Raw genomic sequence first — 23,537 nt, 5'->3', positions numbered from 1 at the left:
GGACGGTTAGAATCGTAACCGGTCCCCCCAGGAGCGCCGCGCGCGGCGCACACACACCGATGAGCCGCATGCCGCACCGCTCCCGCGCTTCCACATGGATCGTGATCGCCGCTTCCGCCGCGCTGCTGCTCGGGGGCTGCGCGACGATGGCGCCGACGTCGTCGGTGACGGCTCCGGTCGAGTCGCGCAACACGCAGGTGCAGCAGGCCCGCGAGCTGGCCCAGGCCGGCGCGGCGCTGAGCGGCGCGGCGCGCAGCGACAGCGACCGCCAGATCGAGCGCCTGCTGTCCGGGCTCGACAACGCCACGCTGGCCGCCGAGGCCGCACGCCTGCCGGCCGGCGACCCGCTCTATAACTACGCCGGCCGCGCCCTGCTGCGCCGCGGCCTGCCGCTGCCGCGCCCGTTCGACCGCGGCGAAGCCTGGCGCTTCGACGCCGGCAATCGCCCGCCGGCCGACCGGGACGGCTACCGCCCGCCAGTCAAGGTCGCGATGCTGCTGCCGCTGTCGGGCTCGATGGCCGCCGCCACCGCGCCGGTGCGCGACGGCTTCCTCGCCGGCTACTACGGCGAGACGCGGCGCCGGCCGGAAATCGTGTTCTACGACACCCAGGGCAATGCCGGCGGCACGCTGTCCGCGTACGAGCGCGCCGCGGCCGAAGGCAGCGATTTCGTTGTCGGCCCACTCGGACGCGACGAAGTCAGCGCACTGTTCAACCGCGCCGAGCTGCCGGTGCCGGTGCTCGCGCTGAACCGCGGCACCGTCGCGCCGCCGAGCGGCCACGCGAGCTTCTCGCTGGCGCCGGAAGACGAGGGCATCGCCGCGGCCGAGTTCCTGCTCGAGCGCAATGCGCGGCGCGTGCTGGTGATCACCGGCGACGACGAGAGCCAGCGTCGCGCCGTCGCGTCGCTGCGCGAGCGTCTGGCCGAACGCGGCGCGCTCGTGACCGACTCGGTCGGCGAAGGCACGGCCGACCTCGCGCCGTTCGCGCAGAAAGAGGGCGGCGTCGACGCGGTGTTCATCGCGACGCGCGGCTCCGCCGCGCGCACCCTGATGCCGAAGCTCGCGCTGGCCGGCCTCGCCGGCAAGCCGCGCGTGGCGACCTCGCAGCTGCTGGCCGGCACCGGCAAGCCCGCCGAAGACCGCGTGCTCGACGGCATCGCATTCCCCGGCGAAACCTGGACCCTGCGCGGCACGCGCGGGCTGCCGTCGGCGGCGAGCGCGGCCGCGATGCTGCCGACCGCCAAAGGCCCGGCCGCGCGGCTGTTCGCGTTCGGCTTCGACGCCTGGCAGCTGACCGCGTATCTCGAGCGCCTTGCGACGACCGCCGACGGCGCGGTCGAGGGCGCGACCGGCGTGCTGCGGATGGACGGCTTCGGCGTCGTGCAGCGCACGCCGGCGTGGTCGACGTTCAGCGGCGGCGTTGCGGTGCCGCTGGCGGATGCGGCGCGGCGCTGATCCGTCGCGCACCCACGGCACGGACGCCGGCGAATGAAGTGGCCGCTGCGGTGGCGGCATCGCGAAACCCCTGCGACGCCGGACGATCCGGCGACCGCTGACCGCCGCGCCCGCGGTGCGCGGGTCGAGGCCGCTGCGCGAGCCCATCTCGTCCGCGCCGGCCTGTCGCCGGTCGCGGCCAACGCGAACTACCGTTTCGGCGAACTCGACCTGGTGATGTTCGACGCACCCGAGCGCACGCTGGTGTTCGTCGAGGTGCGCTACCGCGCAAGCGCGCGCTTCGGCGGCGGCGCCGCGTCGGTCGACGCGCGCAAACGCCGCAAGCTGGTCCACGCCGCCCTCGCCTTCCTCGCGGCGCACCCCGCATACGCCGACGCGGCGTGCCGCTTCGACGTCGTCGACGCCAGCGGCGACCCCGCCGCGCCGCAGCTGCACTGGCTGCGCGACGCGTTCCGCGCCGACGACGCCTAGCCCACGCGCGGCGAACGCGCCGCGGCGATAATCCCCGCATGCACCCGCTGCCGGACGCCCTGCACCGCACCCTCGCCGCGCGGCTCGGCGCCGACGGCTGGCTGGTCGACGCCAGCGAGCGCCTCGCCTACGGCTACGACAACTCTCGCCGCCACGCGCTGCCCGACGCGGTGGCGCTGCCGCGCACGCGCGACGACGTGGTCGCGATCGTGCAGGCGTGCCGCGCACACCGCGTGCCGATCGTCGCGCGCGGGCGCGGCACCAACACCACCGGCGCGTCGGTGCCGGTCGACGGCGGCGTCGTGGTGTCGTTCGAGCGGATGGACCGGATCGTCGACATCCGCCCGGGCGACCGCTGCGCCGTCGTCGAGCCGGGCGTGCTCAACGGCGACCTGCAGGCGGCGCTCGTCGCGCACGGCCTGTTCTGGCCGCCCGACCCGACCAGCGCGGCGTACAGCACGGTCGGCGGTAACCTCGCCTGCAACGCCGGCGGACCGCGCGCGGTGAAGTACGGCGCCAGCCGCGACAACGTCCTCGCGCTGACCGCGGTCACCGGCGCCGGCGAGCTGGTCACCTGCGGCACCGCGACGACCAAGGGCGCGACCGGATACGACCTGCACCGGCTGCTGGTCGGCAGCGAAGGCACGCTTGCGCTGATCGTCGAGGCGACGCTGCGACTCACCCCGCTGCCGAGCGCGCGCCGCGCCATCCGCGCGATCTACCGCGACGTCGACAGCGCCGCGCAGGCCGTCGCGCGGCTGATGGCGCAGCCGGTGACCCCGTCGATGCTCGAGTTCATGGACGCGCAGGCGGTGCAACTGGCCCGCGACGTCGGCGGCGCCGACCTGCCGGGCGACGCCGGCGCGCTGCTGATGATCGAGGCCGACGGCGATGCCGACACGCTGCCGCACGACGTCGAGGCGCTGATGCGCGCGGCGGCCGGCGACGGGCTGGTGTCGCTCGACGACGCCGCCGACGACGCGTCGCGCGAGCGCCTGTGGGCCGCGCGCAAGGCGCTGTCGCCGGCGCTGCGCACGCTGGCACCGGGCAAGATCAACGAGGACGTGGTCGTGCCGGTGTCGCGCATCCCGGCGCTCGTCGACGGCGTGCAGGCGCTGGCGCGCGAGTTCGCGCTGCCGATCGTCTGCTTCGGCCACGCCGGCAACGGCAACCTGCACGTCAACCTGCTCTACGACCCCGCCGACGCGGCGCAGTCCGCGCGCGCGCACGCGGCGATGACGCGCGTGTTCGCGCTGGCGCTGTCGCTCGGCGGCACCCTGTCGGGCGAGCACGGCATCGGCCTGGCCAAGCGCGACTTCATGCCGCAGGCGGTCACGCCGCCGACGCTGGCGCTGATGCGCCAGCTCAAGGCGGTGTTCGATCCCGACGGCCTGCTCAACCCGGGCAAGCTGCTGCCGCCCTCGTGAGCGACGCGCTGGACGACCTGCTCGCGGCCATCCGCGCGTGCCGCCTGTGCGAAGCGTCGCTGCCGCTCGGCCCGCGCCCGGTGCTGCGCGCGAGCGCGGGCGCGCGGCTGCTGATCGTCGGGCAGGCGCCCGGCACCAGGGTGCACGCCAGCGGCGTACCGTGGGACGACGCCAGCGGCCGGCGCCTGCGCGACTGGCTCGGGATCGAACCGGACGACTTCTACGATGCGTCGCGCGTGGCGATCGTGCCGATGGGCTTCTGCTATCCCGGCCGGGCCGGCTCCGGCGACGCACCGCCGCGGCCGGAGTGCCGCGCCACATGGCATCCGCGGCTGCTGCCGCTGCTGCCGAACGTCAGGTTGACCCTGCTGATCGGCCAGTACGCGCAGGCGTATTTCCTCGGCGGCGGTCGCAAGGCGACGCTGACCGACACGGTGCGCGCGTGGCGCGAGTTCGCGCCGGCACTGCTGCCGCTGCCGCATCCGAGTCCGCGCAACGTCGGCTGGTTCAAGGCCAATCCGTGGTTCGAGCGCGAGGTGGTCCCGGAGCTGCGCGCGCGGGTGCGCACGCTGATGGGCGACGACCACGCCGCGCCGTGATCAGCCGACGAAGTGCTGGTAGCCGCGCGCCGGCGGAGCCCACGCCGCGCCATCGCCGTCGACGGCGCGTACGCCCTCGCCCGCGACGATCCCGCCGATCCGCGTCGCCGGCACGTGCGTCGCCGACGCCAGTGCGTCGATCGCGTCGCGCGCGCCCGGCGGCGCGGTGAAACACAGCTCGTAGTCGTCGCCGCCGGCCGCCTGCAGCGCGCGGCGCGCCGGCGCGTCGAACGCGCGCGCGAGCGCCGTTGACGACGGCAGCGCGTCGAGCTGCACCTCGGCGCCGACGCCGCTGGCCGCCAGCACGTGGCCGAGGTCCGCCAGCAGCCCGTCCGACACGTCGATGCACGCGTGAGCGAGGCCGACGAGGCCGACGCCGAACGCGACGCGCGGCATCGGCCGGTCGAGGCGCTCCCGCAGCGCGGCATCGCGCGCGCCGCCGGCCCGCCACTGCGCCAGCGCGCCGGCGGCGTCGCCGAGCGTGCCGGTGACCCACACGTCGTCCCCGACGCGCGCGCCGGCGCGCCGCAGCGCCGCGCCCGGCGCGACGAGGCCGTGCGCGGTGACGCACACCGACAGCGGGCCGCGCGTGGTGTCGCCGCCGACGAGCGCGACGCCGTGCGCGTCGGCGAGCGCGAGGAAACCGTCGAGGAACGCGTCGATCCAGCCCGCGTCGGCACTGGGCAGCGACAGCGACAGCGTGCACCACGCTGGCGCGGCGCCCATCGCGGCGAGGTCGGAGAGGTTGACGGCCAGCGACTTCCAGCCGAGGTCGGCCGGCGCGGTGCCGTCGGGGAAATGCACGCCGGCGTTGAGCGTGTCCATCGCGACGACCAGCTGCCGGTCACGCGGAACGGCGAGCACCGCGGCGTCGTCACCGATGCCGAGCACGACGTCGCCGCGCGTGGCCGCGCGGCGACGGATGCGTTCGATCAGGTCGAATTCGGCCGTGCCTGGGGACACTGGGGTCACGATGGTCTCCAACGCGCCAGCGCGCGCGGCGAACGCCGACATGCCATGCCTTGAACAGGAACGTACATGGTCGCTGGCCTGCCTGTCGCCGCTGCGGAAGGCATGCCCGCGACGGACGATTTACCTGCGCCGCGCGGACTGCACTTCGACCGCGCGCCAGTCGGCGGCCGCGTGGTCGAGCACGCCGTTGACGTAGGTGTGGCCGTGCTCCGCGCCGAAGCGCTTGACGCCCTCGATCGCCTCGTTGATGACCACGCGGTACGGCACGTCGGGGCGGTGGCGCAGCTCGTAGGCGGCGATCCGCAGCGCCGCGCGCTCGACCGGATCGACCTGCTCGACGTCGCGGTCGAGGAACGGCCCGAGCGCGTGGTCGAGGTCCTCCTGGTGCTGGTCGACGCCGCGCACGAGGTCTTCGAAGTACTCCAGGTCGGCCGGCTCCTTGGCCTGCTCGTGGGCGAACTGCGCGATGACCTCGCGCACGCCGGTGCCGGACAGCTGCCAGGCGTAGACGGCCTGCAGCGCGCGGCGGCGCGCGCGCGAGCGGGCGACGGGGTCGATGCCATCCGGACGGCGACGGTTCACGGCAGTTGCTCCATCAGGTGCGACATCTCGAGGGCAGCCTGCGCGGCCTCCTCGCCCTTGTTGCCGTGGCTGCCGCCGGCGCGGGCCTCGGCGTCCTCGTGGCGCTCGACGGCGAGCACGCCGTTGGCCACGGGCAGGCCGAAGTCGAGCTGCACGCGCATCAGGCCTTCGGCGCACAGGTCTGCGACGTGCTCGTAGTGGCGGGTGTCGCCGCGGACGATGCAGCCGAGCGCGACGATCGCGGCGTGTTCGCCGTTGGCGGCCAGCCGCGCGGCGACCACCGGGATCTCCCACGCGCCAGGCACGCGGACCACGTCGAGGGCGTCATCGGCGACGCCGTGGTCGGCGAAGCTCTTGCGCGCGCCGGCGACCAGCGTATCGGTGATGCGCGGGTTCCAGCGGCTGGCGATGATCGCGTACCGCGCGCCGGCAGGGCTGCGCAGGTCGCCTTCGATGTGGGGCATGGCCGGGGCGACGCTCGTGGGGGTGGGGCCGCGTAGTTTAGCCGGTGGGCCGCGCCGGCGTTCCGGCGCGGCCGGCGCTCACGCCGGCAGGTGGGCGAGGTCGACGTACTCGACGACTTCCAGCCCGAACCCGGCCAGGCCGATCTGCTTGCGCGGCGTGCCGATCACCCGCAGCCGGCCGAGGCCGAGGTCGGCGAGGATCTGCCCGCCGGCGCCGTTGCGGCGCCACTCGTGCAGGGCCGGTCCCGCGGCCTCCGGCTCGTGCGGGGTCGCGCGCACGCGCGCCAGCAGCGCGTCGGCGCCGGCGTTGTCGCCGAGCAGCACCAGCGCGCCGCGGCCGGCGCGCGAGATCGCCGCGAGCACGTCGCCGACGGCCGGGCCGAAATCCGGCCGGCGCCAGTGCAGCGAATCGGCGAGCGGGTTCTGCACGTGCACGCGGACCAGCGTCGGCGTGGCGGCGTCGGGCTCGCCGCGCAGCAGCGCGAAATGCAGCGCGTGGCTGAGGCGGTCGCGGTAGCTGACCAGCTCGAACGGCCCGTGCTCGGTCTCGATCGGCCGCGCGTCGACGCGCTCGACGGTGTGCTCGGTCTCGAGCCGGTAGCGGATCAGCTCCTCGATCGAGCCGATCTTCAGGCCGTGCTCGGCGGCGAACGCTTCCAGTTCCGGCCGGCGGGCCATCGAGCCGTCGGGGTTGAGGATCTCGACCAGCACGCCGGCCGGCTCCATCCCGGCCAGCAGCGCCAGGTCGCTCGCAGCCTCGGTGTGGCCGGCGCGGTTCAGCACGCCGCCGGGCTGCGCCATCAGCGGGAAGATGTGGCCCGGCTGGCTGAGGTCGGCCGGCGCCGCATCCGGACGCACCGCGGTGCGCACGGTGTGGGCGCGGTCGTACGCGCTGATGCCGGTGGTGACGCCCTCGGCCGCCTCGATCGACACGGTGAAGTTGGTGTGGTGCGGCGACGTGTTGTCGCGGACCATCGGCGGCAGGCCGAGCTGGCGGCAGCGCTCGCGCGTCAGCGACAGGCACACCAGCCCGCGCGCGTGGGTGACCATGAAGTTGATGTCCTGCGGCCGCACCAGCTCGGCGGCCATGATCAGGTCGCCCTCGTTCTCGCGGTCCTCGTCGTCGACGATGACGACCATGCGGCCGGCGCGGATTTCCTCGAGGAGCTCGGGGATCGGGGAGAAGGCCATGGGGTCGGGTTCCGGAAGGCGTGGGGACGCGTGGCGCGCAGGAAGAGGGAACGGGCGGCGATCAGCCGCGCCCGGCGAGCAGGCGCTCGACATAGCGGGCGACGAGGTCGATCTCGAGGTTGACCGCGTCGCCGACGCCGGTGCTCGCGAACGCGGTGTGCGCCACCGTGTGCGGGATCAATGCGACCTCGAAGCCGGCGTCGTCGACCTCGTTGACGGTCAGGCTGACGCCATCCACGCAGATCGATCCCTTCTTGGCGATGTAGCGCAGCAGCGCAGGCGGCGCGCTGAAGCGCCAGCGCTGCGCGCGCGCATCGTCGCTGACCGACACGACCGTGCCGACGCCGTCGACGTGGCCGCTGACCAGGTGCCCGCCGAGCCGGTCGGTCGGGCGCATTGCGCGCTCCAGGTTGACGGCGCTGCCCGGCGCGAGCCGACCGAGCGTGGTCAGCGCGAGCGTTTCGGTCGACGCGTCGGCGGCGAAGGTCCGCGCGTCGAAGGCGACGACGGTCAGGCACACGCCGTTGACCGCGATGCTCTCGCCGAGGCGCACCTCGTCGAACGCGAGCGCGCCGACGTCGACCGTCAGGCGCACGTCGCCGCCGCGCGGCTCGAGCGCGGCGATCGCGCCGACGCCTTCGATGATCCCGGTAAACATCAGCGCGCCCCCGCCGGGGAGGCGGCGCAGCGGCGGCAGTGGGGCTTGGACATGGCAGCGTTTCCCGCGACGACGGCGAAGAAACGCCTCCAGCGGCGCAGAGGCAGGCGCGCGGCGTGGCGCCGCGCGGAAGCCGTCTTCTTTCATCCGGACTGTGACCGTCGGCCCCGGCATTGAACCGGGTCTGCTGACCCTTCCGCTCGGCCGGAGCCGGCGCGGGAGGCGCTCGCGGGCTCGCGCGGACGGCCGTGGGGCCGCATCGCGCCTACCGCCGGTGGGGAATCGCACCCCGCCCTGAAGACGTTACGTGTGAGTGCCTGCAGGCAGGCGGCGCGCAGTTTACCACCCGCTCCCGCGCCGCCCGCCGGCGCGGACGGACTGTTCCGCCGGCGCCGTCAGGCCGGCCGGCGCCGCAGGTGCAGGAACAGCGGCCAGCGGATCGGCTTGACGGCTTCAGGATCGCCCCACGCCGCGGCGATCGCCGGGGCGTGGCGCGCGACCGGGTCTTCGCCGGTCGCCTCGGCGCAGCGCGCGGTCGCGGACAGGCTGGCGAGGTAGCGCAGGAAATGCGGCAGCGGCCAGCGCGACTCCAGCCACAGCGACGGCGCGTCGATCGCCGGGAACGGCCACTCGAATCCGGCATAGCGCGCATCGACCAGCGCTCGCTCGGCCGGCCAGTGCGGCGCGATGCGCACGCGGAACCCCGCCACCGCGGCCTCGAGCCCGGCCGGCGGGTCGAAATCCTGGTAGCCCCACGCCGCGAGCACGCCGCCGGGCGCGAGCACGCGCTCACATTCGGCGAAGAAGCGCGGCCGGTCGAACCAGTGCAGCGCCTGCGCGACCGCAACCAGCTGCACGCTGTGGTCGCCCAGCGCGGTGGACTCGGCCGGCTCCACCGCGAGCGACACGTCGGCCGCGCCGGCGTGGGCCCAGTGCTGGGCCAGCTGCGCGGCGCTGGGATCGGTCGCGTGTACGTGGGTGAAGCGCGCGGCGAGCCCGCGCGTGGCCTGCCCGCTGCCGGCGCCCGGCTCCCACACCAGCGACTCCGGCGGGGCCTCGGCGGCGAGCGCGTCGAACAGGGTGTCCGGGTATTCGGGCCGCGCGGCGGCGTAGGCGTCGGCGATGCCGGAGAAGTGGTCCTTGAACGCCATCGATCGGTCCTCCGTGCGTGCGGGCGATCCGGTTCGGCCCGATGTTCGCCGCGCCCGCCCTCAGTCGCGCTGCGGGTCGGTAACGGCGGGCGCGGCCGGCGGCGCGTCGTCGGCCGGCCGCAGCAGCAGCCGCCAGTCCTCGCCGATCGCGCGCGAGTCGACCTGGTGCAGGCGCAGCTTGTCGGCCATCGTGTGGATCGGCAAGCCGTCGAACAGCGGCCGCGCGCGATCGCCGAGCAGCACCGGCGCGACGTACAGCAGCATTTCGTCGACCAGGCCGGCGGCCAGGAACGCGCCGGCCAGCGTCGCGCCCGCTTCGATCTGGACCTCGTTGATGCCGCGCGCGGCCAGCGTCGCCAGCACCGCGTGCAGGTCGAAGCGGCCCTCGCGCTGGGCGATCGCCGCGGTCTGCGCGGTCAGCCCGCGCGGCGGCTTGGCGTCGGGGGCGTGCAGGTACAGCGTCGGGGCCTCGCCTTCGCGCACCCGGCCGCGCGCGACCGTCGCCAGGCCCGGATCGAGCACGACGCGCAGCGGCGGCTCGAACGCGATCGGCTGGCCGGCATCGTCGGGCCCCATCCGCACCGTCAGCGACGGGTCATCGGCCAGCACCGTGCCGGCGCCGGTCAGGATCGCGCCGGCGCGGGCCCGCCAGTGCTGCACGTCGAGGCGCGAGGCCTCGCCGCTGATCCACTTCGATTCGCCGCTGGCGAGCGCGCTGCGGCCGTCGAGGCTGGTCGCCAGCTTGACGCGCACCCACGGCCGGCCGCGCTCCAGCCGCGACAGGTAGCCGCGGTTCAACGCGCGCGCCTGCGATTCCATCAGGCCGCTGGCGACGGCGATGCCGGCCGCGGCGAGCCGGTCGAACCCGGCGCCGTCGACCTGCGGGAACGGGTCGCGCATCGCCGCGACGACGCGGCCGACGCCGGCCGCGACCAGCGCGTCGGCGCACGGCGGCGTGCGGCCGTGGTGCGCGCAGGGCTCGAGCGTGACGTAGGCGGTGGCGCCGCGCGCGCGCCCTCCGGCCGCCTGCAGCGCGTGCACTTCGGCGTGCGGCTCGCCGGCGCGGACGTGCCAGCCTTCGCCGACCACCTCGTCGCCGTCGGCGATGACGCAGCCGACCATCGGGTTGGGCCGGGTCGTGTACGCGCCGCGCTCGGCCAGCCGCAGCGCGCGCGCCATCAGCGCGTGGTCGGTGGCGCTGAACGCGGCGGACGGCCCGGCCATCAGCGCTTCTTGCGCTCCGGCGCCGGCCGGTCCTCGTCGAGCAGCGGCAGCTGACCCTCGACGCTGGCGTCGTGCTCGAGCCGGTCGAGCACTTCGCGGAAGTCGGCGACGTCCTCGAACGCGCGGTACACCGACGCGAAGCGCACGTAGCCGACATGGTCGAGCTTGCGCAGCTCGGCCATCACGAATTCGCCGACGCGGCGCGACGGCAGCTCGCGCTCGGCGGTCATCCGCAGCTGGTGCACGACCGCGCGCACCGCCGCCTCGATCTGCTCCTCCGAGACCGGCCGCTTCTGCAGCGCGCGGTCGAAGCCCGACCGCAGCTTGCGCGCGTCGAACGTCTCGCGCCGGCCGTCGCCCTTGATGATCATCGGCAGCTTCAGCTCGATCGTCTCGAGCGTGCTGAAGCGCTCACCGCAGGCCTCGCACACGCGCCGGCGCCGGATCGTCGCGCCGTCGTCGGACACGCGCGAGTCGATCACGCGCGTGTCCTGGTGCTGGCAGAACGGGCAGTGCAAGGTCGTTCCGCGCCGTCAGCCGTAGACCGGGAACTGGCGGCACTGCTTCGTGACGTTCTCGCGCACGCCGGCGATGACGGATTCGTCGGCCGGGGCGTCGAGCACGTCGCAGATCCAGTTCGCCAGCGCCACGCAGTCGGGCTCGAGGTAGCCGCGGGTGGTGACGGCGGGCGTGCCGATGCGCAGCCCCGAGGTCACGAACGGCTTGGCCGGATCGTTCGGCACCGCGTTCTTGTTGACGGTGATGTGCGCGCGGCCGAGCGCCTCCTCGGCGGCCTTGCCGGTGATGCCCTTGCCGATCATGTCGACCAGCATCAGGTGGTTGTCGGTGCCGCCGGAGACGATCTTGTAGCCGCGCGCGATGATGGTCTTGGCCATCGCCTGCGCGTTCTTGACGACCTGCTGCTGGTAGGCCTTGAACTCCGGCTCCAGCGCTTCCTTGAAAGCCACCGCCTTGGCCGCGATGACGTGCATCAGCGGGCCGCCCTGGATGCCTGGGAAGACGATGCTCTGCAGCTTCTTCTCCAGCTCCTCGTTGGCGCGCGCGACGATGATGCCGCCGCGCGGACCGCGCAGGGTCTTGTGCGTCGTCGAGGTCACGACGTCGGCGTGCGGGACCGGGTTCGGGTACACGCCGGCGGCGACCAGCCCGGCGACGTGCGCCATGTCGACGAAGAAGTACGCGCCGACCTTGTCGGCGATCGCGCGGAAGCGCGCCCAGTCGATGACCTGCGAGTACGCGCTGAAGCCGGCGACGACCATCTTCGGCTTGTGCTCGACCGCGAGGCGCTCGACCTCGTCGTAGTCGATCAGGCCCTGGTCGTTGACGCCGTACTGGACGGCGTTGAACAGCTTGCCGCTGAAGTTGACCTTGGCGCCGTGGGTCAGGTGGCCGCCGTGGGCCAGGCTCATGCCGAGGATCGTGTCGCCCGGCTGCAGCAGCGCCAGGTATACGGCCTGGTTGGCCTGCGAGCCCGAGTGCGGCTGCACGTTGGCGTACATCCCTTCCGTGGAGCCCGCCCCGAACAGCTGCTTGCAGCGCTCGATCGCCAGCTTCTCGGCGACATCCACGTACTCGCAGCCGCCGTAGTAGCGCTTGCCCGGGTAGCCTTCGGCGTACTTGTTGGTCAGCACGCTGCCCTGGGCCTCGAGCACGCGCGGGCTGGCGTAGTTTTCCGACGCGATCAGTTCGACGTGGTCTTCCTGGCGGCGGGCCTCGTCGGCGATGGCCTTGGCGAGTTCAGGGTCGAAACCTTCGATACGGGCATCGCGCGGAAACATCGCCACTCCGGGGGTTGGGGAAGGTCGAAAGTGTAGCGGCGGCGCGCACTTGCGGCCACCGCGGCGACGGCCCGGACCCGTGCTGCACGGGCGCGCCGGCGGGCGCGCGCTGGCCCGGCGCTGCGCCGGAAACTGCCCTGACGGGCCGGATTCATTGGCGGTCGGGAGCCGCATCCGGGATAATCGCGGCATCCCGATACCCCTTTGCGGCCCTGCCCCGGCAGGTCGCCGCCGTCCGCCCGCGGAGATTCCATGCAATACATCTACACGATGAACGGCGTCAGCAAGACCGTTCCGCCGAAGCGCCAGATCATCAAGGACATCTCGCTGTCGTTCTTCCCGGGCGCGAAGATCGGCCTGCTCGGCCTCAATGGCGCGGGCAAGTCGACGGTGCTGAAGATCATGGCCGGCGTCGACACCGACTTCTCCGGCGAGGCGCGCCCGCAGCCGGGCATCAAGGTCGGCTACCTGCCGCAGGAGCCGCAGCTCGACCCGACCCAGACCGTGCGCCAGGCGGTCGAGGTGGGCCTGGGCGAGATCATCAACGCGCAGGCCGCGCTCGACGCCGTCTACGCCGCCTACGCCGAGGAAGGCGCCGACTTCGACAAGCTCGCCGCCGAGCAGCAGCGGCTGGAGGCGATCCTCGCCGCCGGCGACGCGCACACGCTGGAGAACCAGCTCGAAGTCGCCGCCGACGCGCTGCGCCTGCCGCCGTGGGACGCGGTGATCGGCAACCTGTCGGGCGGCGAGAAGCGCCGCGTCGCGCTGTGCCAGCTGCTGCTGCAGAAGCCGGACATGCTGCTGCTCGACGAGCCGACCAACCACCTCGACGCCGAATCGGTCGAGTGGCTGGAGCAGTTCCTCGCCCGCTACACCGGCACCGTGGTGGCCGTCACCCACGACCGCTACTTCCTCGACAACGCCGCCGAGTGGATCCTCGAACTCGATCGCGGCCGCGGCATCCCGTGGAAGGGCAACTACACCGACTGGCTGGTGCAGAAGGACGAGCGCCTGAAGCAGGAAGAGAACCAGGAGAAGTCGCGGCAGAAGGCGATCCAGAAGGAGCTCGAGTGGGCGCGGCAGAACGCCAAGGGCGGCCGTTCCAAGGGCAAGGCGCGACTGGCGCGCATCGAGGAGCTGCAGTCGGTCGACTACCAGCGCCGCAACGAGACCAACGAGATCTTCATCCCGCCGGGCGAACGGCTGGGCAACAAGGTCATCGAGTTCAAGAACGTGTCGAAGAAGTTCGGCGACCGCCTGCTGATCGACAACCTGAGCTTCAGCGTCCCGCCCGGCGCGATCGTCGGCATCATCGGCCCGAACGGCGCCGGCAAGTCGACGCTGTTCAAGATGATCACCGGCAAGGAGAAGCCCGACTCCGGCACGATCGAGACCGGCCCGACCGTCAAGCTGGCCTACGTCGACCAGAGCCGCGACGCGCTCACCGGCAACCACAACGTGTTCCAGGAAGTGTCCGGCGGCCTCGACATCCTCAACATCAACGGCATCGAGATCCAGTCGCGCGCGTACATCGGCCGGTTCAACTTCAAGGGCCAGGACCAGCAGAAGATGGTCGGCTCGCTGTCCGGCGGCGAGCGCGGCCGCCTGCACATGGCCAAGACCCTGCTGCAGGGCGGCAACGTGCTGTTGCTCGACGAACCGTCCAACGACCTCGACATCGAGACGCTGCGCGCGCTCGAGGACGCGCTGCTGGAGTTCCCCGGCAACACGTTCGTGATTTCGCACGACCGCTGGTTCCTCGACCGCATCGCCACGCACATCCTCGCGTTCGAGGGCGATTCGCACGTGGAGTTCTTCCAGGGCAACTACCGCGAGTACGAGGAAGACAAGAAGCGCCGCCTCGGCGCCGAAGGCGCGGCGCCGCACCGCCTGCGCTTCAAGGCGCTCAAGTAACCGCGACCCCGACGACGCCCGCCGCAACGCGGGCGTCGCCGCATCTTCCGGAGCACACGTCGATGTCGTTCATGCAGGCGCTGCGCCGCCGCTGGTCCGAAGCCGATTCGCTGGTCTGCGTCGGGCTCGATCCCGAGCCGGCGAAGTTCCCGGCGCGGTTCGCGTCCGATCCCGACGCGGTGTTCGCGTTCTGCCGCGACATCGCCGACGCCACCGCCGAGTACGCCTGCGCGTTCAAGCCGCAGATCGCGCACTTCGCCGCGCTCGGCGCCGAGGACGCCCTCGCCCGCCTCGTCGCGCACCTGCACGCCGCGCACCCGGGCGTGCCGGTGATCCTCGACAGCAAGCGCGGCGACATCGGCAGCACCGCGCAGCACTACGCCGCCGAGGCCTTCGACCGCTACGGCGCCGACGCGGTGACCGCCAACCCGTACCTCGGCCGTGACTCGCTGCAGCCGTTCCTCGACCGCGCCGACCGCGGCGTGGTGATCCTGTGCCGCACCTCGAACCCGGGCGCGGCCGACCTGCAGGACCTGCCGGTCGCCGGCACCGACGGCGCCACGCGCCCGCTGTACCAGCGCGTGGCCGAGACCGTCGCGCGCGACTGGAACGGCCACGGCAACTGCGCGCTCGTCGTCGGCGCGACGTGGCCGCAGCAGCTGCGCGAGGTCCGCGCGATCGTCGGCGAGATGCCGTTCCTCGTGCCCGGCGTCGGCGCGCAGGGCGGCGACGTCGAGGCCGTCGTCACCCATGCGCGTACGGCCGACGGCACCGGCCTGATGGTCAGCAGTTCGCGCGCGATCCTGTACGCCTCGCGCGGCGACGACTACGCCGACGCCGCCGCCCGCGAGGCCCGCACGCTGCGCGAGGCGATCAACCGCTTCCGCTGACCCCCGCGTACCGCCCAGCCCACCGCCCACTCCACCATCCGTTCCGCCGCATCGCTCCGGCGGCGGCGCAGCGTCAGCCGGTCACGGCGCGCAGGCACGCGCGCGCCAGGGCCAGCGGAAAGCGCGCCCAGATCACCGCGTAGACCGCGATCCGCACCGGCGCGCTGCGGCGCGGCGCCTCGAACTTGCCGAAGTAGCGCGCCAGCCCGCGGTGCTTGTGCCACTCGACGAACAGCGGCCGACGCCGGCTCGACACGCCGCGCACGTGCAGCACGCGCACGTCGTTGCCGACGGCGACGGTGGCACCCGCCTCGCGCGCGCGCCGGCACAGGTCAAGGTCCTCGGCGTGCAGGCGGTACCCCGTGTCGAAGCCGCCGAGCCGGTCGAACAGACTGCGCGGCAGCAACATCAGCGCGCCGGACACGGCCTCGACCGGCTGCACGGCGCGCGCCGCGTCGACGGCGACGCCGAGACGACCGGCATCGGTGGGCGACCGCCACAGCCGCGCGAGCATCGCCGCGAAGTCCGGGTCGCGCCGCCGCGCGGCGGCATCGCGCACGCCCGCATCGTCGACCAGGTCCGCGCCGAGCAGGCAGTCGCCGAGTCCGGCGCCGTGCGCGCGCAGGCGCGCCATCGCGTCGGGCTCGACGAGGCAGTCCGGATTGACGAACGCAAGCCAGGCGTCGGCTGCCGCGTCGCCGAGATCGGCCACGCCCTGATTGCAGGCGACCGCGAAGCCGGGGTTGTCGGGGTTGGCGATGAAGCGCACGCGCGCATCGGCGGCGGCGTGGCGCTGGACGATTGCGACGGTGCCGTCGGTCGAGCTGTTGTCGACGACGCGGATCGCCGCAACCCCGTCGGCGGCGCGCAGGCGCGACAGGCAGTCATCGATCGTCGACTCGCTCTGGTGGGTGACGACCAGGGCGGCGATCTGCGCCCGCAACGCGTCGGCCGCGCTCATGCCCGATCGTCCGCGGGCAGCGCGACGTCCGGCGCAGGCGTTGACGGCGCGTCGTCCAGCGCCGCGTCGCTGGCGAACAGGTCGCGCTGCGCGTCGGCCGGTCCGACCGCATCGCACTGCGCTTGCAGGCGCTCGCGCAGCGCGCGCAGCGGATCGGCCATCAGGAAGTTCGCCAGCCGCGCGTGCCAGTCCGGCCAGCGCACCGCGAGCCGCTCCATGTCGCCGTCGAACGCGACACCCTCGCCGCGGCGCGCGACGAATGCGTTCTCGCACAGCGCGTTGCGCCAGCCCAGGCCGGACAGCCGCAGCGACAGGTCGGTCAGCGCCGCGTACCACGAGCCGTAGTGGGTCGCGTCCAGCCCACCGGCGCGCTTGCGCGCGCTGCCGCGCAGCAGCACCGCGTGGCTGACCGCGGCGGGCAGCTCCGGATGGGTCGCCGGCAGCGTGGCCGCCGCGCGCGACAGGCGCTCAAGGTCGGCGGGCACCGGTTCGATCTCGCCGATGCGCGGCCAGCCGGCGGCCTCGCCGGCGTTGCACCACGGCGTCGCCGTGGCGATCGCGCCGTCGCTGCGCAGGCACGCGCCGAGGCGCGCCAGCCAGCCCGGCGCGGGCACCGCGTCGGCGGCCAGCACGGCGACGTCGGCGTCGCCGCACGCGGCCAGCACCTCGTGAAGGTGGGCAGCCTCGCCGATGCTGCGCTGGCGCCGGGTGTAGTGCGCATCGAGCGCGGTGCGCGCGAGCCAGCGCTCGACGATGGCGTGGGCGCGCGGGCCGGCCTGCGCGTCGTCGGCCAGCCACACCCGCGTGCCGCGCGCGGTGCCGGCGTCGAGCGCCGCCAGGCACGCGTCGAGGGCGTCGTCGTCGACGCCCACCGGGACCACCACGACGGGCAGGTCGACCGCCGTGGCCGCCGTCACTTGGGACGCAGGTTCAGCGGCTCGAGCGCGCGGAAGCGGCGGCCGTACTCGTCGGTCAGGTTCCGGGCTTCCTGCGGATTGCGCACGATCGTCGGCGTCAGCAGCACGATCACCTCGTTGCGCGTGGTCGCCGAGCGCTGGGTGCCGAACAGGCCGCCGATGACCGGGATGCGGCTCAGGCCCGGGAAGCCGGCCGAGCCGCGCTCGACGCCATCGCTGATCAGGCCGGCCAGCAGCACGGTGTCGCCGCTCTGGATGGCCGCCTCGGTCTTGAGCTTGCGCGTGTCGATTCGCACGTTGCCGTTGCGGTCGGCGGTGGTGCCCGGCGAGCTGACCTCCTGCACGAGGTCGAGGAACACCATGCCGTCCTTGCTGACGCGCGGGCGCACCTTGAGGATCGTGCCGGTGTCGAGGTACTGCACCTGGCTGAAGGTGTTGTCGTTGCCGACGCCGGGGTTGAACGTCACCGACGAGATCGGGATGCGGCTGCCGACGTTGAGCGTGGCCTCGGCGTTGTTGCGCACCACCACCGACGGGGTCTGCAGCAGCTGCAGGTCGGTGACCTCGTCGAGGGCGCTGATGACCGCCGCGGCGTTGCGGCCCAGGAACGTCCACGCCAGCCCGCCCGCGTTGCTCGCGGTCGGCTCGGTGATGCTGCCGGCGATCGTGCTCCAGGTGCTGCGGCCGACCGCGCTGGGCAGGCCGGCGTCGGTGACGGCGCGCTCGAAGTACCAGTTGACGCCGTACTTCAGCGCGCCGCTGAGCTGCACCTCGACGACCTGCGCCTCGATGTGCACCTGCATCGGCATCACGTCGAGGCGCTCGATCACGTCCTTGATCGACTTCCACGCGGCCGGGCTGCTGCGCACGATGATCGAGTTGGTTTCCTCGACCGCCGACACGCCGACCCGGTCGCCGTTGACGTCGAGGGTGACGCTGGCGTTGCCGCCCTGGCGGGTGTTCAGCGACATCTCGCCGCCGCCCGACCCGGTACCGCCCGACATGCCGTCGGTCCGGCCGCCGATGTCGGCGGTGCTGGTGCCGTCGCCGTCGCGCAGCTCGACCGAGTCGAGGCCCGGCATCAGCGTCGGCGCGGCGCCGCTGTCGCTGCTGCCGCCGCCGCGCCCGCCGCCGAACACCTCCGACAGTCGGTCGGCGAGGTCCTTGGCCTTGATGTACTTGAGCTCATACGAGAACAGCTGCATCTCGCCGCCGGCGCCGTCGATCCGGTCCAGCCACTGCTGGATGTCGTCGAGGTAGGCCGCCTGCGGCGTGATCACGAGGATCGCGTTGGCGCCGTCGAGCGGCATGAAGCGGAACATGCCGGCGACCGGCGACTTGCTCTGCTCGCCGAACACCTTCTCCAGGTCCGACACGACCTTGCTGGCCTTGCCGGACTGCAGCGGGAACACGCCGACCGACATGCCCGACAGCCAGTCGACGTCGAAGATCTCGATCGTGCGCAGGTAGTTTTCGAGCTCCGCGCGGCTGCCGCCGATGGTAATGACGTTGCGCGACGGCTCGATGCCGACGATCGCGTTCGGCCGCGCGTACGGCTTGAGGATCTTCTCCATCTCCGCGGCGGACACGTAGCGCAGCGGCACGGTGCGCACTTCGAAACCGCGCGCATTGGACGCGCCACCGGTGCGCGGAGCGACGTTGCCGGCCAGCGCCTGGTCGGCCGGGACGATGTTGTAGCGCCCGCCGCTGTAGACCATGCGGGCGTTGTTCCAGCCGAGCACCATCTCCAGCAGGCTCAGCGCCTCGGCCGGGCTCACCGGCTTGGGCGTGGCGAGGGTCACGGTGCCCTGCACGCCGGGGGCGATCACGTAGTTCTGGCCGAGCATGTCACCGAGGATCGCCTTGGCCACGACCTGGACCGGCTCGCCCTCGAAGTTGAACGTGGCCGAGCCGGTGCTCGCGCCGAGGTTCGGCGGCGGCGCCGACGCCGCGGCGCGGTTGATGACCTGGCCGGTGCCGCGGCGGATCTGCGCGCGCGGACGGCCGTCGGCGTCGTACTCAGCCAGCGGCGCGGTGCTCACCGGCCCGTCGGTCGACGTGCCGGCGACGCCGGTGGCCGCAACGGCGGCGGGGTTGCCTTCGCGGCGCACGCTCGGCACCGGCGCGGTGGCGCAGGCGGCCAGCGCCACCGCGAGGGCGGCGGCGAGCGCGGACTGCGATGCGCGGAGGGGAGTGGACTGCTTCATGCGGGCTCTACCTGGTGGGCGGCGGCGGCGGTGACTGGTTCTGCTGCGCCTCCTGGCGCAGCGCGGCGCGACGCGCCTCGATGCGCTTGCGGATGGCTTCCATCTGCGCCTGCTCCGGTGACGGCGCGGCGGTGGTGGCGGGCGTCGGGGTCGATGCGCCCGGCTTGGTCGCATCGGCCGGAACGGCGGGCTGGCCGGGCGCGACTTCGATCGCGCTGACGCGGCCCGGACGCTCGATGTCGCCCGGCGGCGCTACCGGCACGCCGGTCGGCGCCGGGCGCGGCGCGATGGGCGGCGCGGCGACGGCGGTCGGCATCTGGCCGCCGCGCCCGTCGAACACGCGCAGGTCCATCGTGCGCTCGCCCTCGGGGCCGGCGAACACCGCGCTGCGCGCGTTGAGCGCGACCAGTCGCCAGCCCGGCTGTCCCTCAGGCGCCTCGCCGAGCTTGACCCGCAGCGACTGCGAGCCGTCGGGGTTCTGCAGGATCGCCATCCGCAGCGTCGGGGTGATCATCACGCTGCTGAGCACGTAGTCGAACGCCTGCACTTGCGCCTCGCCGGCCGGCTGCAGCGAGAACGGCTTCGGCCGCCGGTCCTGCGAGAACAGCGGCCGCGCGGCGATCTCGGTGTACTGGCCGAGCGGGCCGAGCCGGCTGTCGACCGGCCGCGGCAGCGCCGGCAGCGGACGCAGCAGGGTCGGGTCGTCGACCGGCGCCTCCACGCGCCCGCCCATGCCGGCGAACGCGAGCATCCAGGCGACGATCGCCCAGCCCGCCGTCGTGGCGAGCAGCCAGGTCCGCGCTCCGGCCGTGTCAGCGCGCACGCCGCACCTCCGCGTTCGCGGCGCCCGGGGTCGGCGCGAGGTACCCGTACAGGTCGAAGCTGACGTCGAGCCCGCCCTCGCGCGGCCCGCGATCGGCCGCGCCCGGTGCGAAGAAGTACCGCTGCGCCAGCACGTTGAGGTTGCCGACGAACAGCCGCGGCGAGCCGTTCTCGATCGAGTACAGCACGCTCGCCAGCTCCGGCGTGCCGCAGCGCAGGCGCGCCTGCACGACCACGCGCGGGTAGCGGTCGCGCGAGGCTTCCGACAGCGGCGAACGGTTCTGGATCACGCAGCTGCGGTTGCCCGGGCTGGCCTCGGCGACGACGGTCTCCAGCCGCTGGATCAGCGCGGCGGTCGCCAGTTCGGCGCTGGTTTCGGGCAGGAAGCCGGGCATCCCGGCCTGCTGCGCTTCCAGCTGCGCGAGGCGCTCGCGCACCTGCGGCGCCTGCTGCAGCTCCATCCTCTGGCGCAGTTCGCGCGCCTGCAGCGCGTCGATGCGCGCGTTGGCTTCGAGCATCGGCACCGTCCACCACGGGTGGACGAGCACGAGGTATGCGACGAGCAGCGCGCCGGCCAGCAGGCCCAGCGCGAGCCAGCGGTCGCGGTCAGCGACGGGCAGCGGGGCGGACGCCACGGTTCGTCTCCTGCGTTGCGGTCGCCGGCGTCAGTTCGGCGGTGAGGGTGAAGCGGTCGCGGCCCGACGCCGGGTCGGGCTGCAGCGCGCCGGCCAGCGCCGGCGATCGCCACAGCGGCGAACCCTGCAGGCGGCCGATCAGCGCCGGCGCCTCGTTGCTGAGGCCGAGCAGCGTCAGGCGCTCCTCCTCGATCGCGAGCTTCTCCAGGTACGTGCCGTCAGGAAGCCGGCGGCTGAGCTCGTCCATGACCTCGACCGCGGTCGGGCGCGCCGCGCGCGTGCGATCGAGGAACGCCTGGCCTTCGATGCGGTTGACCAGCCGCCCGCGCTCGGCCGCGGCGCGGCGCGCGGGCTCGGCGCGGGTGGCGATCTGCGTTTCGAGCATCTCCGCGGCGATGCGGCGGTTGTCGAGCACCTGCCACAGCGCGGCAGCCAGCGCGACGACGGCGATCGCCGCGAAGGCCCAGTTCCACACGCGCCACGGGTCGGCCTGGCTGCGGCGCAGCGCCGGGTCGAGCACGTTGACCTCGAGCGGACGGCCGTCGGCGGTTGCCACGTCGATGCCGGCCAGCGTCGTCGACGCCGCACCGAGCGCGGCCAGCAGCGGGTCGAGCGCGGTGCGCGGCACCGCGACGAGTTCCACGTCGATCTGGCCTTCCGCATCGCGCCGGCCGACGACGCGCGCGTCGAACACCACCGCGTCGGCGGTGAACGGCGTCTGCCGTTCGATCTCGAAGCCGACCACGTCGCGCAGGCGGTCGGCGGCGGCGCTCGGCAGCGACAGGCGCCGGCGCAGCGCGGACGCGGCCGGCAGCAGCAGCCAGCGCGGCAGGTCGGACAGGCGCGCGCCGAGCAACGGTGCGAACGGATCGACCGCGATCGCGGCCTCGGCCGGCAGCGGCACGTGGCCGAGGTCGCGGACTTCACCGCCGCGCTGCAGGCGCAGCTGCACGGCGTCGCGGTCGACCTGCAGCAGCAGGCGGCCGCGGTCTAGGCCGAGGGCGACGCGTGCGCGCGGCGGCAGCCACGCGGCCAGCGACCGGCCCCACCACGAGAAGAACCCGCGCGCGCCGAGACGGGCGCCGAAGCGGCCGGCGCGTTCGTACAGGCGGCTGTCTGTCCACAGGCTCATCGCGGTGAAGCTCCCTCCTCCCAGCGCAGCGGCGTGTAGGCCATACCCGGCCCTGCACCGCCCGTGCGCACGACGACCCGCAGGACCGCTTCGCGACCATCCCCGAGCCGCGCGCGGCTGTCGATACTATACGTGCCGCTCTGACTGCCCACGAGCGACTCCCCCGTCGGCAGCCCCGGCGCTGGCTGGCCCGACTCCGGATTCCACTGGCGCCGCTGCGCGACGAGGTCGTTCCCCTGCAGCCCCATCGCATCGAGCACTTCCGCACTGGCAAACGCCGGATCGGGACGCTGCCGGCCGCTGTACACGGTGACGTGCGGCCGCACCCGCGCGTAAAGCGCAGGGGTGAAGCCGAGCACCTGCTCGAGCTCGGCGACGCTCTCGAACTCCGCGTCCTTGGCGCCGTAGATGCGGCCGGCACTGGCGTAGTCGGCGTCCTCGCCGCCGCCGGCCGGCTGGGTCAGCGTGTCGGGGTCGCGCCAGTCGAGGATCGCCGACGCCAGCCGCGCGGCGGCCTGCGGCTCGACCTCGAGTCGATTGAGCAGTTCGGTCAGCAGCGTCGCGTCGGCCTGGTTGAGGTCGACCTTGCCGTTCTCGTCGACCAGCGCCACTTCGACCTCGGCGTCGGCGAAGCGCCACGCGTGCGGGCGACCGTCGGGCTGCCACTGGCGCCGCGGGTCGCTCGCATTGACGCGCGTGAGTGCGTACTCGATCCCGGCGCGCGCCGCGCCTTCGGCGGCCAGGCCGCGTGCGAGCACGCGCCCCTGCATCTGTTCGATGCGCGCGGTCAGCGCGAACGCACCGACCACCGCGGCCAGCAGCGCGATCAGCCACAGCACGAGCAGCAGCGCCGCGCCGCGCGCGCCGTCACCCGTTCGGGTGGCGAGCGGCGCGCTCATTCGGTGATCACCGGCGCCGCCTGCCCGGCAGTCGCGGGCACCGCCAGCCGCGGCGCGATCACCAGCGGCGGCCACGCCCGGCCGGTGCCGTCGACGAGGGTCACCTCGACCAGCAGCGGCAGCTGGTCGGTCGTCGTCCAGCGCTCCTGCCACTCGCCGAGTTCGCCGCTTTCGTCGAGCGCGCGGTAGCGGAACCCGGCTTCCGACAGGCCTTCGACCAGAGGCTCCGGCGCGCGCGGCGGGTCGTCGTCGAAGGTTTCGCCGGCCAGCACCAGCGACAGCGCGAGCGTGACGCGCACGCCGTCGTCGGCGTCCTCGACGGCGAAGTCGTGCAGGTACGGCCCGCCCTGGCCGAGGTAGTCCGGCAGGTCGGCGACGAAGCGCAGCCGGTCGGGCTCGCCGATGAAGCGCTGCGGCAGGGCGCTGGATTCGTCGAGCGCGAACGGCACCGCACGCGCGGCGCCGATGCGCGCGCGCAGGAACCCGGCGACCGCGCGCATGCGCTCGCTGTCCGCGGCAATCGCCTCGCCGCGCGCGCTGGTGCGGGTCGCCGCCGCGATCGTGGCGAACGCGAGCGCGAGTCCGCCGGCGAGCAGCGCGGTCGCCAGCAGCACTTCGATCAGGGTGAAGCCGCGCTGCGCGCCGGCGTGCCGTCCAGCGGCAGTGGGGCCGTACGGGCGGCGTGCAGGAGGGAAGCGGCCGCGCGGATTCACAGCGCCACCTCCGCCGTCGCGGGCGCCAGCCGCAGCGTGCGCAGTTCGACGCGATCGCCGGGACGCCCCTCGCCCCACCGCACCGACAGGGTGATCTCGAACAGCTGAGGCGCCGCCGGCTCGAGCGGCGCGTCGGGTGGCGTCGACGGGTCGCGCCATGGGCGCACGTCGAGCGCCCACCGGTAGCGGCCGCCGTCGAGTTCGCCGCCGGACTCGCCCACTTCGATCGGCGCGCCGACGCCGACCTGGTCGAGCAGCGACTGCGCATGCAGCGCCGCGCGGCCGGCATCGCCGGACCAGCGCACCTGCCGGGCCGCGCCCGACAGCGTGCCGAGCAGCAGCGTCAAGGCGAGCGCGAGCAGCGCGAACGCGACGATCACCTCGAGCAGCGTGTAGCCGCGCTGCGCGTGGCGCCCGGCACGGCCGAGCGGGCGACGCGCGCGCACGCATGC

The 23,537-nt window shown here is 73.8% G+C and carries 24 protein-coding genes and 1 riboswitch; of the genes, 6 read left to right on the top strand and 18 right to left on the bottom strand.

Translation table 11 applies throughout. The features are described 5' to 3' along the window. Positions 1-101 precede the first annotated feature (101 nt). From D3A60_RS03540 to D3A60_RS03525, 4 genes are read left to right on the top strand one after another with little or no spacing between them, the layout of a single operon-like run. A complete protein-coding gene (locus D3A60_RS03540) occupies positions 102-1,457 on the top strand; it encodes a penicillin-binding protein activator (protein WP_196778628.1) in 1,356 nt (451 codons plus the stop codon). Positions 1,458-1,490: 33 nt separating this feature from the next. Further along, positions 1,491-1,928 (top strand): YraN family protein, encoded by a 438-nt coding sequence (locus D3A60_RS03535; protein WP_119717299.1) that lies wholly within the window; start codon positions 1,491-1,493, stop codon positions 1,926-1,928. A 38-nt stretch (positions 1,929-1,966) separates the two neighbouring features. Then, on the top strand, positions 1,967-3,355 hold the full coding sequence (locus D3A60_RS03530) for an FAD-binding oxidoreductase (RefSeq protein WP_119717298.1): 1,389 nt from the start codon (positions 1,967-1,969) through the stop codon (positions 3,353-3,355). Further along, positions 3,352-3,954 carry a uracil-DNA glycosylase family protein gene (locus tag D3A60_RS03525; RefSeq protein WP_119717297.1) on the top strand — a complete coding sequence of 201 codons (603 nt, stop codon included), beginning with the start codon at positions 3,352-3,354 and terminating at the stop codon, positions 3,952-3,954. The genes D3A60_RS03530 and D3A60_RS03525 overlap by 4 nt, the downstream gene beginning before the upstream one ends. Here D3A60_RS03525 and thiL read toward each other — a convergent pair whose 3' ends face one another. From thiL to glyA, 9 genes are all read right to left on the bottom strand, one after another. Then, positions 3,955-4,917: a thiamine-phosphate kinase gene (thiL, locus tag D3A60_RS03520; RefSeq protein WP_231120407.1), complete on the bottom strand. Its 963-nt coding sequence runs from the start codon at positions 4,915-4,917 to the stop codon at positions 3,955-3,957. Positions 4,918-5,046: 129 nt separating this feature from the next. After that, entirely contained in the window at positions 5,047-5,508 is a 462-nt protein-coding gene (nusB, locus tag D3A60_RS03515) for a transcription antitermination factor NusB (protein ID WP_119717295.1), read from the bottom strand. After that, positions 5,505-5,972 (bottom strand): 6,7-dimethyl-8-ribityllumazine synthase, encoded by a 468-nt coding sequence (ribH, locus tag D3A60_RS03510; protein ID WP_119717294.1) that lies wholly within the window; start codon positions 5,970-5,972, stop codon positions 5,505-5,507. The genes nusB and ribH overlap by 4 nt, the downstream gene beginning before the upstream one ends. Before the next feature lie 78 nt (positions 5,973-6,050). Beyond that, positions 6,051-7,163 carry a 3,4-dihydroxy-2-butanone-4-phosphate synthase gene (gene ribB, locus D3A60_RS03505; protein ID WP_119717293.1) on the bottom strand — a complete coding sequence of 371 codons (1,113 nt, stop codon included), beginning with the start codon at positions 7,161-7,163 and terminating at the stop codon, positions 6,051-6,053. 61 nt (positions 7,164-7,224) lie between these two features. After that, positions 7,225-7,821 carry a riboflavin synthase gene (locus D3A60_RS03500; RefSeq protein ID WP_119717292.1) on the bottom strand — a complete coding sequence of 199 codons (597 nt, stop codon included), beginning with the start codon at positions 7,819-7,821 and terminating at the stop codon, positions 7,225-7,227. A gap of 131 nt (positions 7,822-7,952) precedes the next feature. Further along, positions 7,953-8,127: riboswitch (FMN riboswitch) on the bottom strand. 89 nt (positions 8,128-8,216) lie between these two features. Continuing rightward, the gene (locus D3A60_RS03495) at positions 8,217-8,972 is read right to left on the bottom strand and encodes a class I SAM-dependent methyltransferase (RefSeq protein ID WP_119717291.1); all 756 of its coding nucleotides are present in this window, start codon (positions 8,970-8,972) and stop codon (positions 8,217-8,219) included. Positions 8,973-9,032: 60 nt separating this feature from the next. Then, complete coding sequence (gene ribD, locus D3A60_RS03490) at positions 9,033-10,196, bottom strand: bifunctional diaminohydroxyphosphoribosylaminopyrimidine deaminase/5-amino-6-(5-phosphoribosylamino)uracil reductase RibD (RefSeq protein ID WP_119717290.1); 1,164 nt, start codon at positions 10,194-10,196, stop codon at positions 9,033-9,035. Next, on the bottom strand, positions 10,196-10,714 hold the full coding sequence (gene nrdR / locus D3A60_RS03485) for a transcriptional regulator NrdR (protein ID WP_119717289.1): 519 nt from the start codon (positions 10,712-10,714) through the stop codon (positions 10,196-10,198). The genes ribD and nrdR overlap by 1 nt, the downstream gene beginning before the upstream one ends. Positions 10,715-10,729: 15 nt before the next feature. Then, positions 10,730-11,995, bottom strand: coding sequence for a serine hydroxymethyltransferase (gene glyA / locus D3A60_RS03480; protein ID WP_119717288.1), 1,266 nt, complete (start codon positions 11,993-11,995; stop codon positions 10,730-10,732). A gap of 252 nt (positions 11,996-12,247) precedes the next feature. On the opposite strand from glyA, the gene ettA reads away from it, so the two are divergent. Both ettA and pyrF read left to right on the top strand, forming a co-directional pair. Further along, positions 12,248-13,909, top strand: coding sequence for an energy-dependent translational throttle protein EttA (gene ettA, locus D3A60_RS03475; RefSeq protein ID WP_119717287.1), 1,662 nt, complete (start codon positions 12,248-12,250; stop codon positions 13,907-13,909). A 62-nt stretch (positions 13,910-13,971) separates the two neighbouring features. Next, positions 13,972-14,799, top strand: coding sequence for an orotidine-5'-phosphate decarboxylase (pyrF, locus tag D3A60_RS03470; protein WP_119717286.1), 828 nt, complete (start codon positions 13,972-13,974; stop codon positions 14,797-14,799). A 73-nt stretch (positions 14,800-14,872) separates the two neighbouring features. On the opposite strand, the gene D3A60_RS03465 is transcribed toward pyrF, so the two are convergent. The 9 genes from D3A60_RS03465 to xpsI are packed head-to-tail and all read right to left on the bottom strand — an operon-like array spanning position 14,873 to position 23,531. Then, complete coding sequence (locus D3A60_RS03465) at positions 14,873-15,742, bottom strand: glycosyltransferase family 2 protein (RefSeq protein WP_196778640.1); 870 nt, start codon at positions 15,740-15,742, stop codon at positions 14,873-14,875. Positions 15,743-15,756: 14 nt separating this feature from the next. Continuing rightward, a complete protein-coding gene (locus D3A60_RS03460; protein ID WP_231120376.1) occupies positions 15,757-16,677 on the bottom strand; it encodes a glycosyltransferase in 921 nt (306 codons plus the stop codon). Beyond that, positions 16,674-18,884, bottom strand: coding sequence for a type II secretion system secretin GspD (gene gspD, locus D3A60_RS03455; protein ID WP_119717284.1), 2,211 nt, complete (start codon positions 18,882-18,884; stop codon positions 16,674-16,676). Before gspD ends, D3A60_RS03460 begins: the two co-directional genes overlap by 4 nt. 7 nt (positions 18,885-18,891) lie before the next feature. Continuing rightward, positions 18,892-19,707, bottom strand: coding sequence for a general secretion pathway protein GspN (locus tag D3A60_RS03450; RefSeq protein WP_157981392.1), 816 nt, complete (start codon positions 19,705-19,707; stop codon positions 18,892-18,894). After that, positions 19,697-20,341, bottom strand: a complete 645-nt coding sequence (gene gspM, locus D3A60_RS03440) for a type II secretion system protein GspM (RefSeq protein WP_331250539.1) — start codon at positions 20,339-20,341, stop codon at positions 19,697-19,699. The genes D3A60_RS03450 and gspM overlap by 11 nt, the downstream gene beginning before the upstream one ends. Continuing rightward, on the bottom strand, positions 20,313-21,473 hold the full coding sequence (locus tag D3A60_RS03435) for a PilN domain-containing protein (RefSeq protein WP_119717282.1): 1,161 nt from the start codon (positions 21,471-21,473) through the stop codon (positions 20,313-20,315). Before D3A60_RS03435 ends, gspM begins: the two co-directional genes overlap by 29 nt. Next, complete coding sequence (locus D3A60_RS03430; protein ID WP_119717281.1) at positions 21,470-22,372, bottom strand: type II secretion system minor pseudopilin; 903 nt, start codon at positions 22,370-22,372, stop codon at positions 21,470-21,472. Before D3A60_RS03430 ends, D3A60_RS03435 begins: the two co-directional genes overlap by 4 nt. Next, positions 22,369-23,085 (bottom strand): prepilin-type N-terminal cleavage/methylation domain-containing protein, encoded by a 717-nt coding sequence (locus D3A60_RS03425; protein ID WP_119717280.1) that lies wholly within the window; start codon positions 23,083-23,085, stop codon positions 22,369-22,371. The genes D3A60_RS03430 and D3A60_RS03425 overlap by 4 nt, the downstream gene beginning before the upstream one ends. Continuing rightward, positions 23,082-23,531: a type II secretion system protein XpsI gene (xpsI, locus tag D3A60_RS03420; RefSeq protein ID WP_231120404.1), complete on the bottom strand. Its 450-nt coding sequence runs from the start codon at positions 23,529-23,531 to the stop codon at positions 23,082-23,084. Before xpsI ends, D3A60_RS03425 begins: the two co-directional genes overlap by 4 nt. Positions 23,532-23,537: the final 6 nt, after the last annotated feature.

The sequence above is a fragment of the Cognatilysobacter tabacisoli genome, assembly GCF_003586305.1.
Classification (GTDB): domain Bacteria; phylum Pseudomonadota; class Gammaproteobacteria; order Xanthomonadales; family Xanthomonadaceae; genus Cognatilysobacter_A; species Cognatilysobacter_A tabacisoli.
This window is presented reverse-complemented; position numbering and strand designations above follow the sequence as displayed.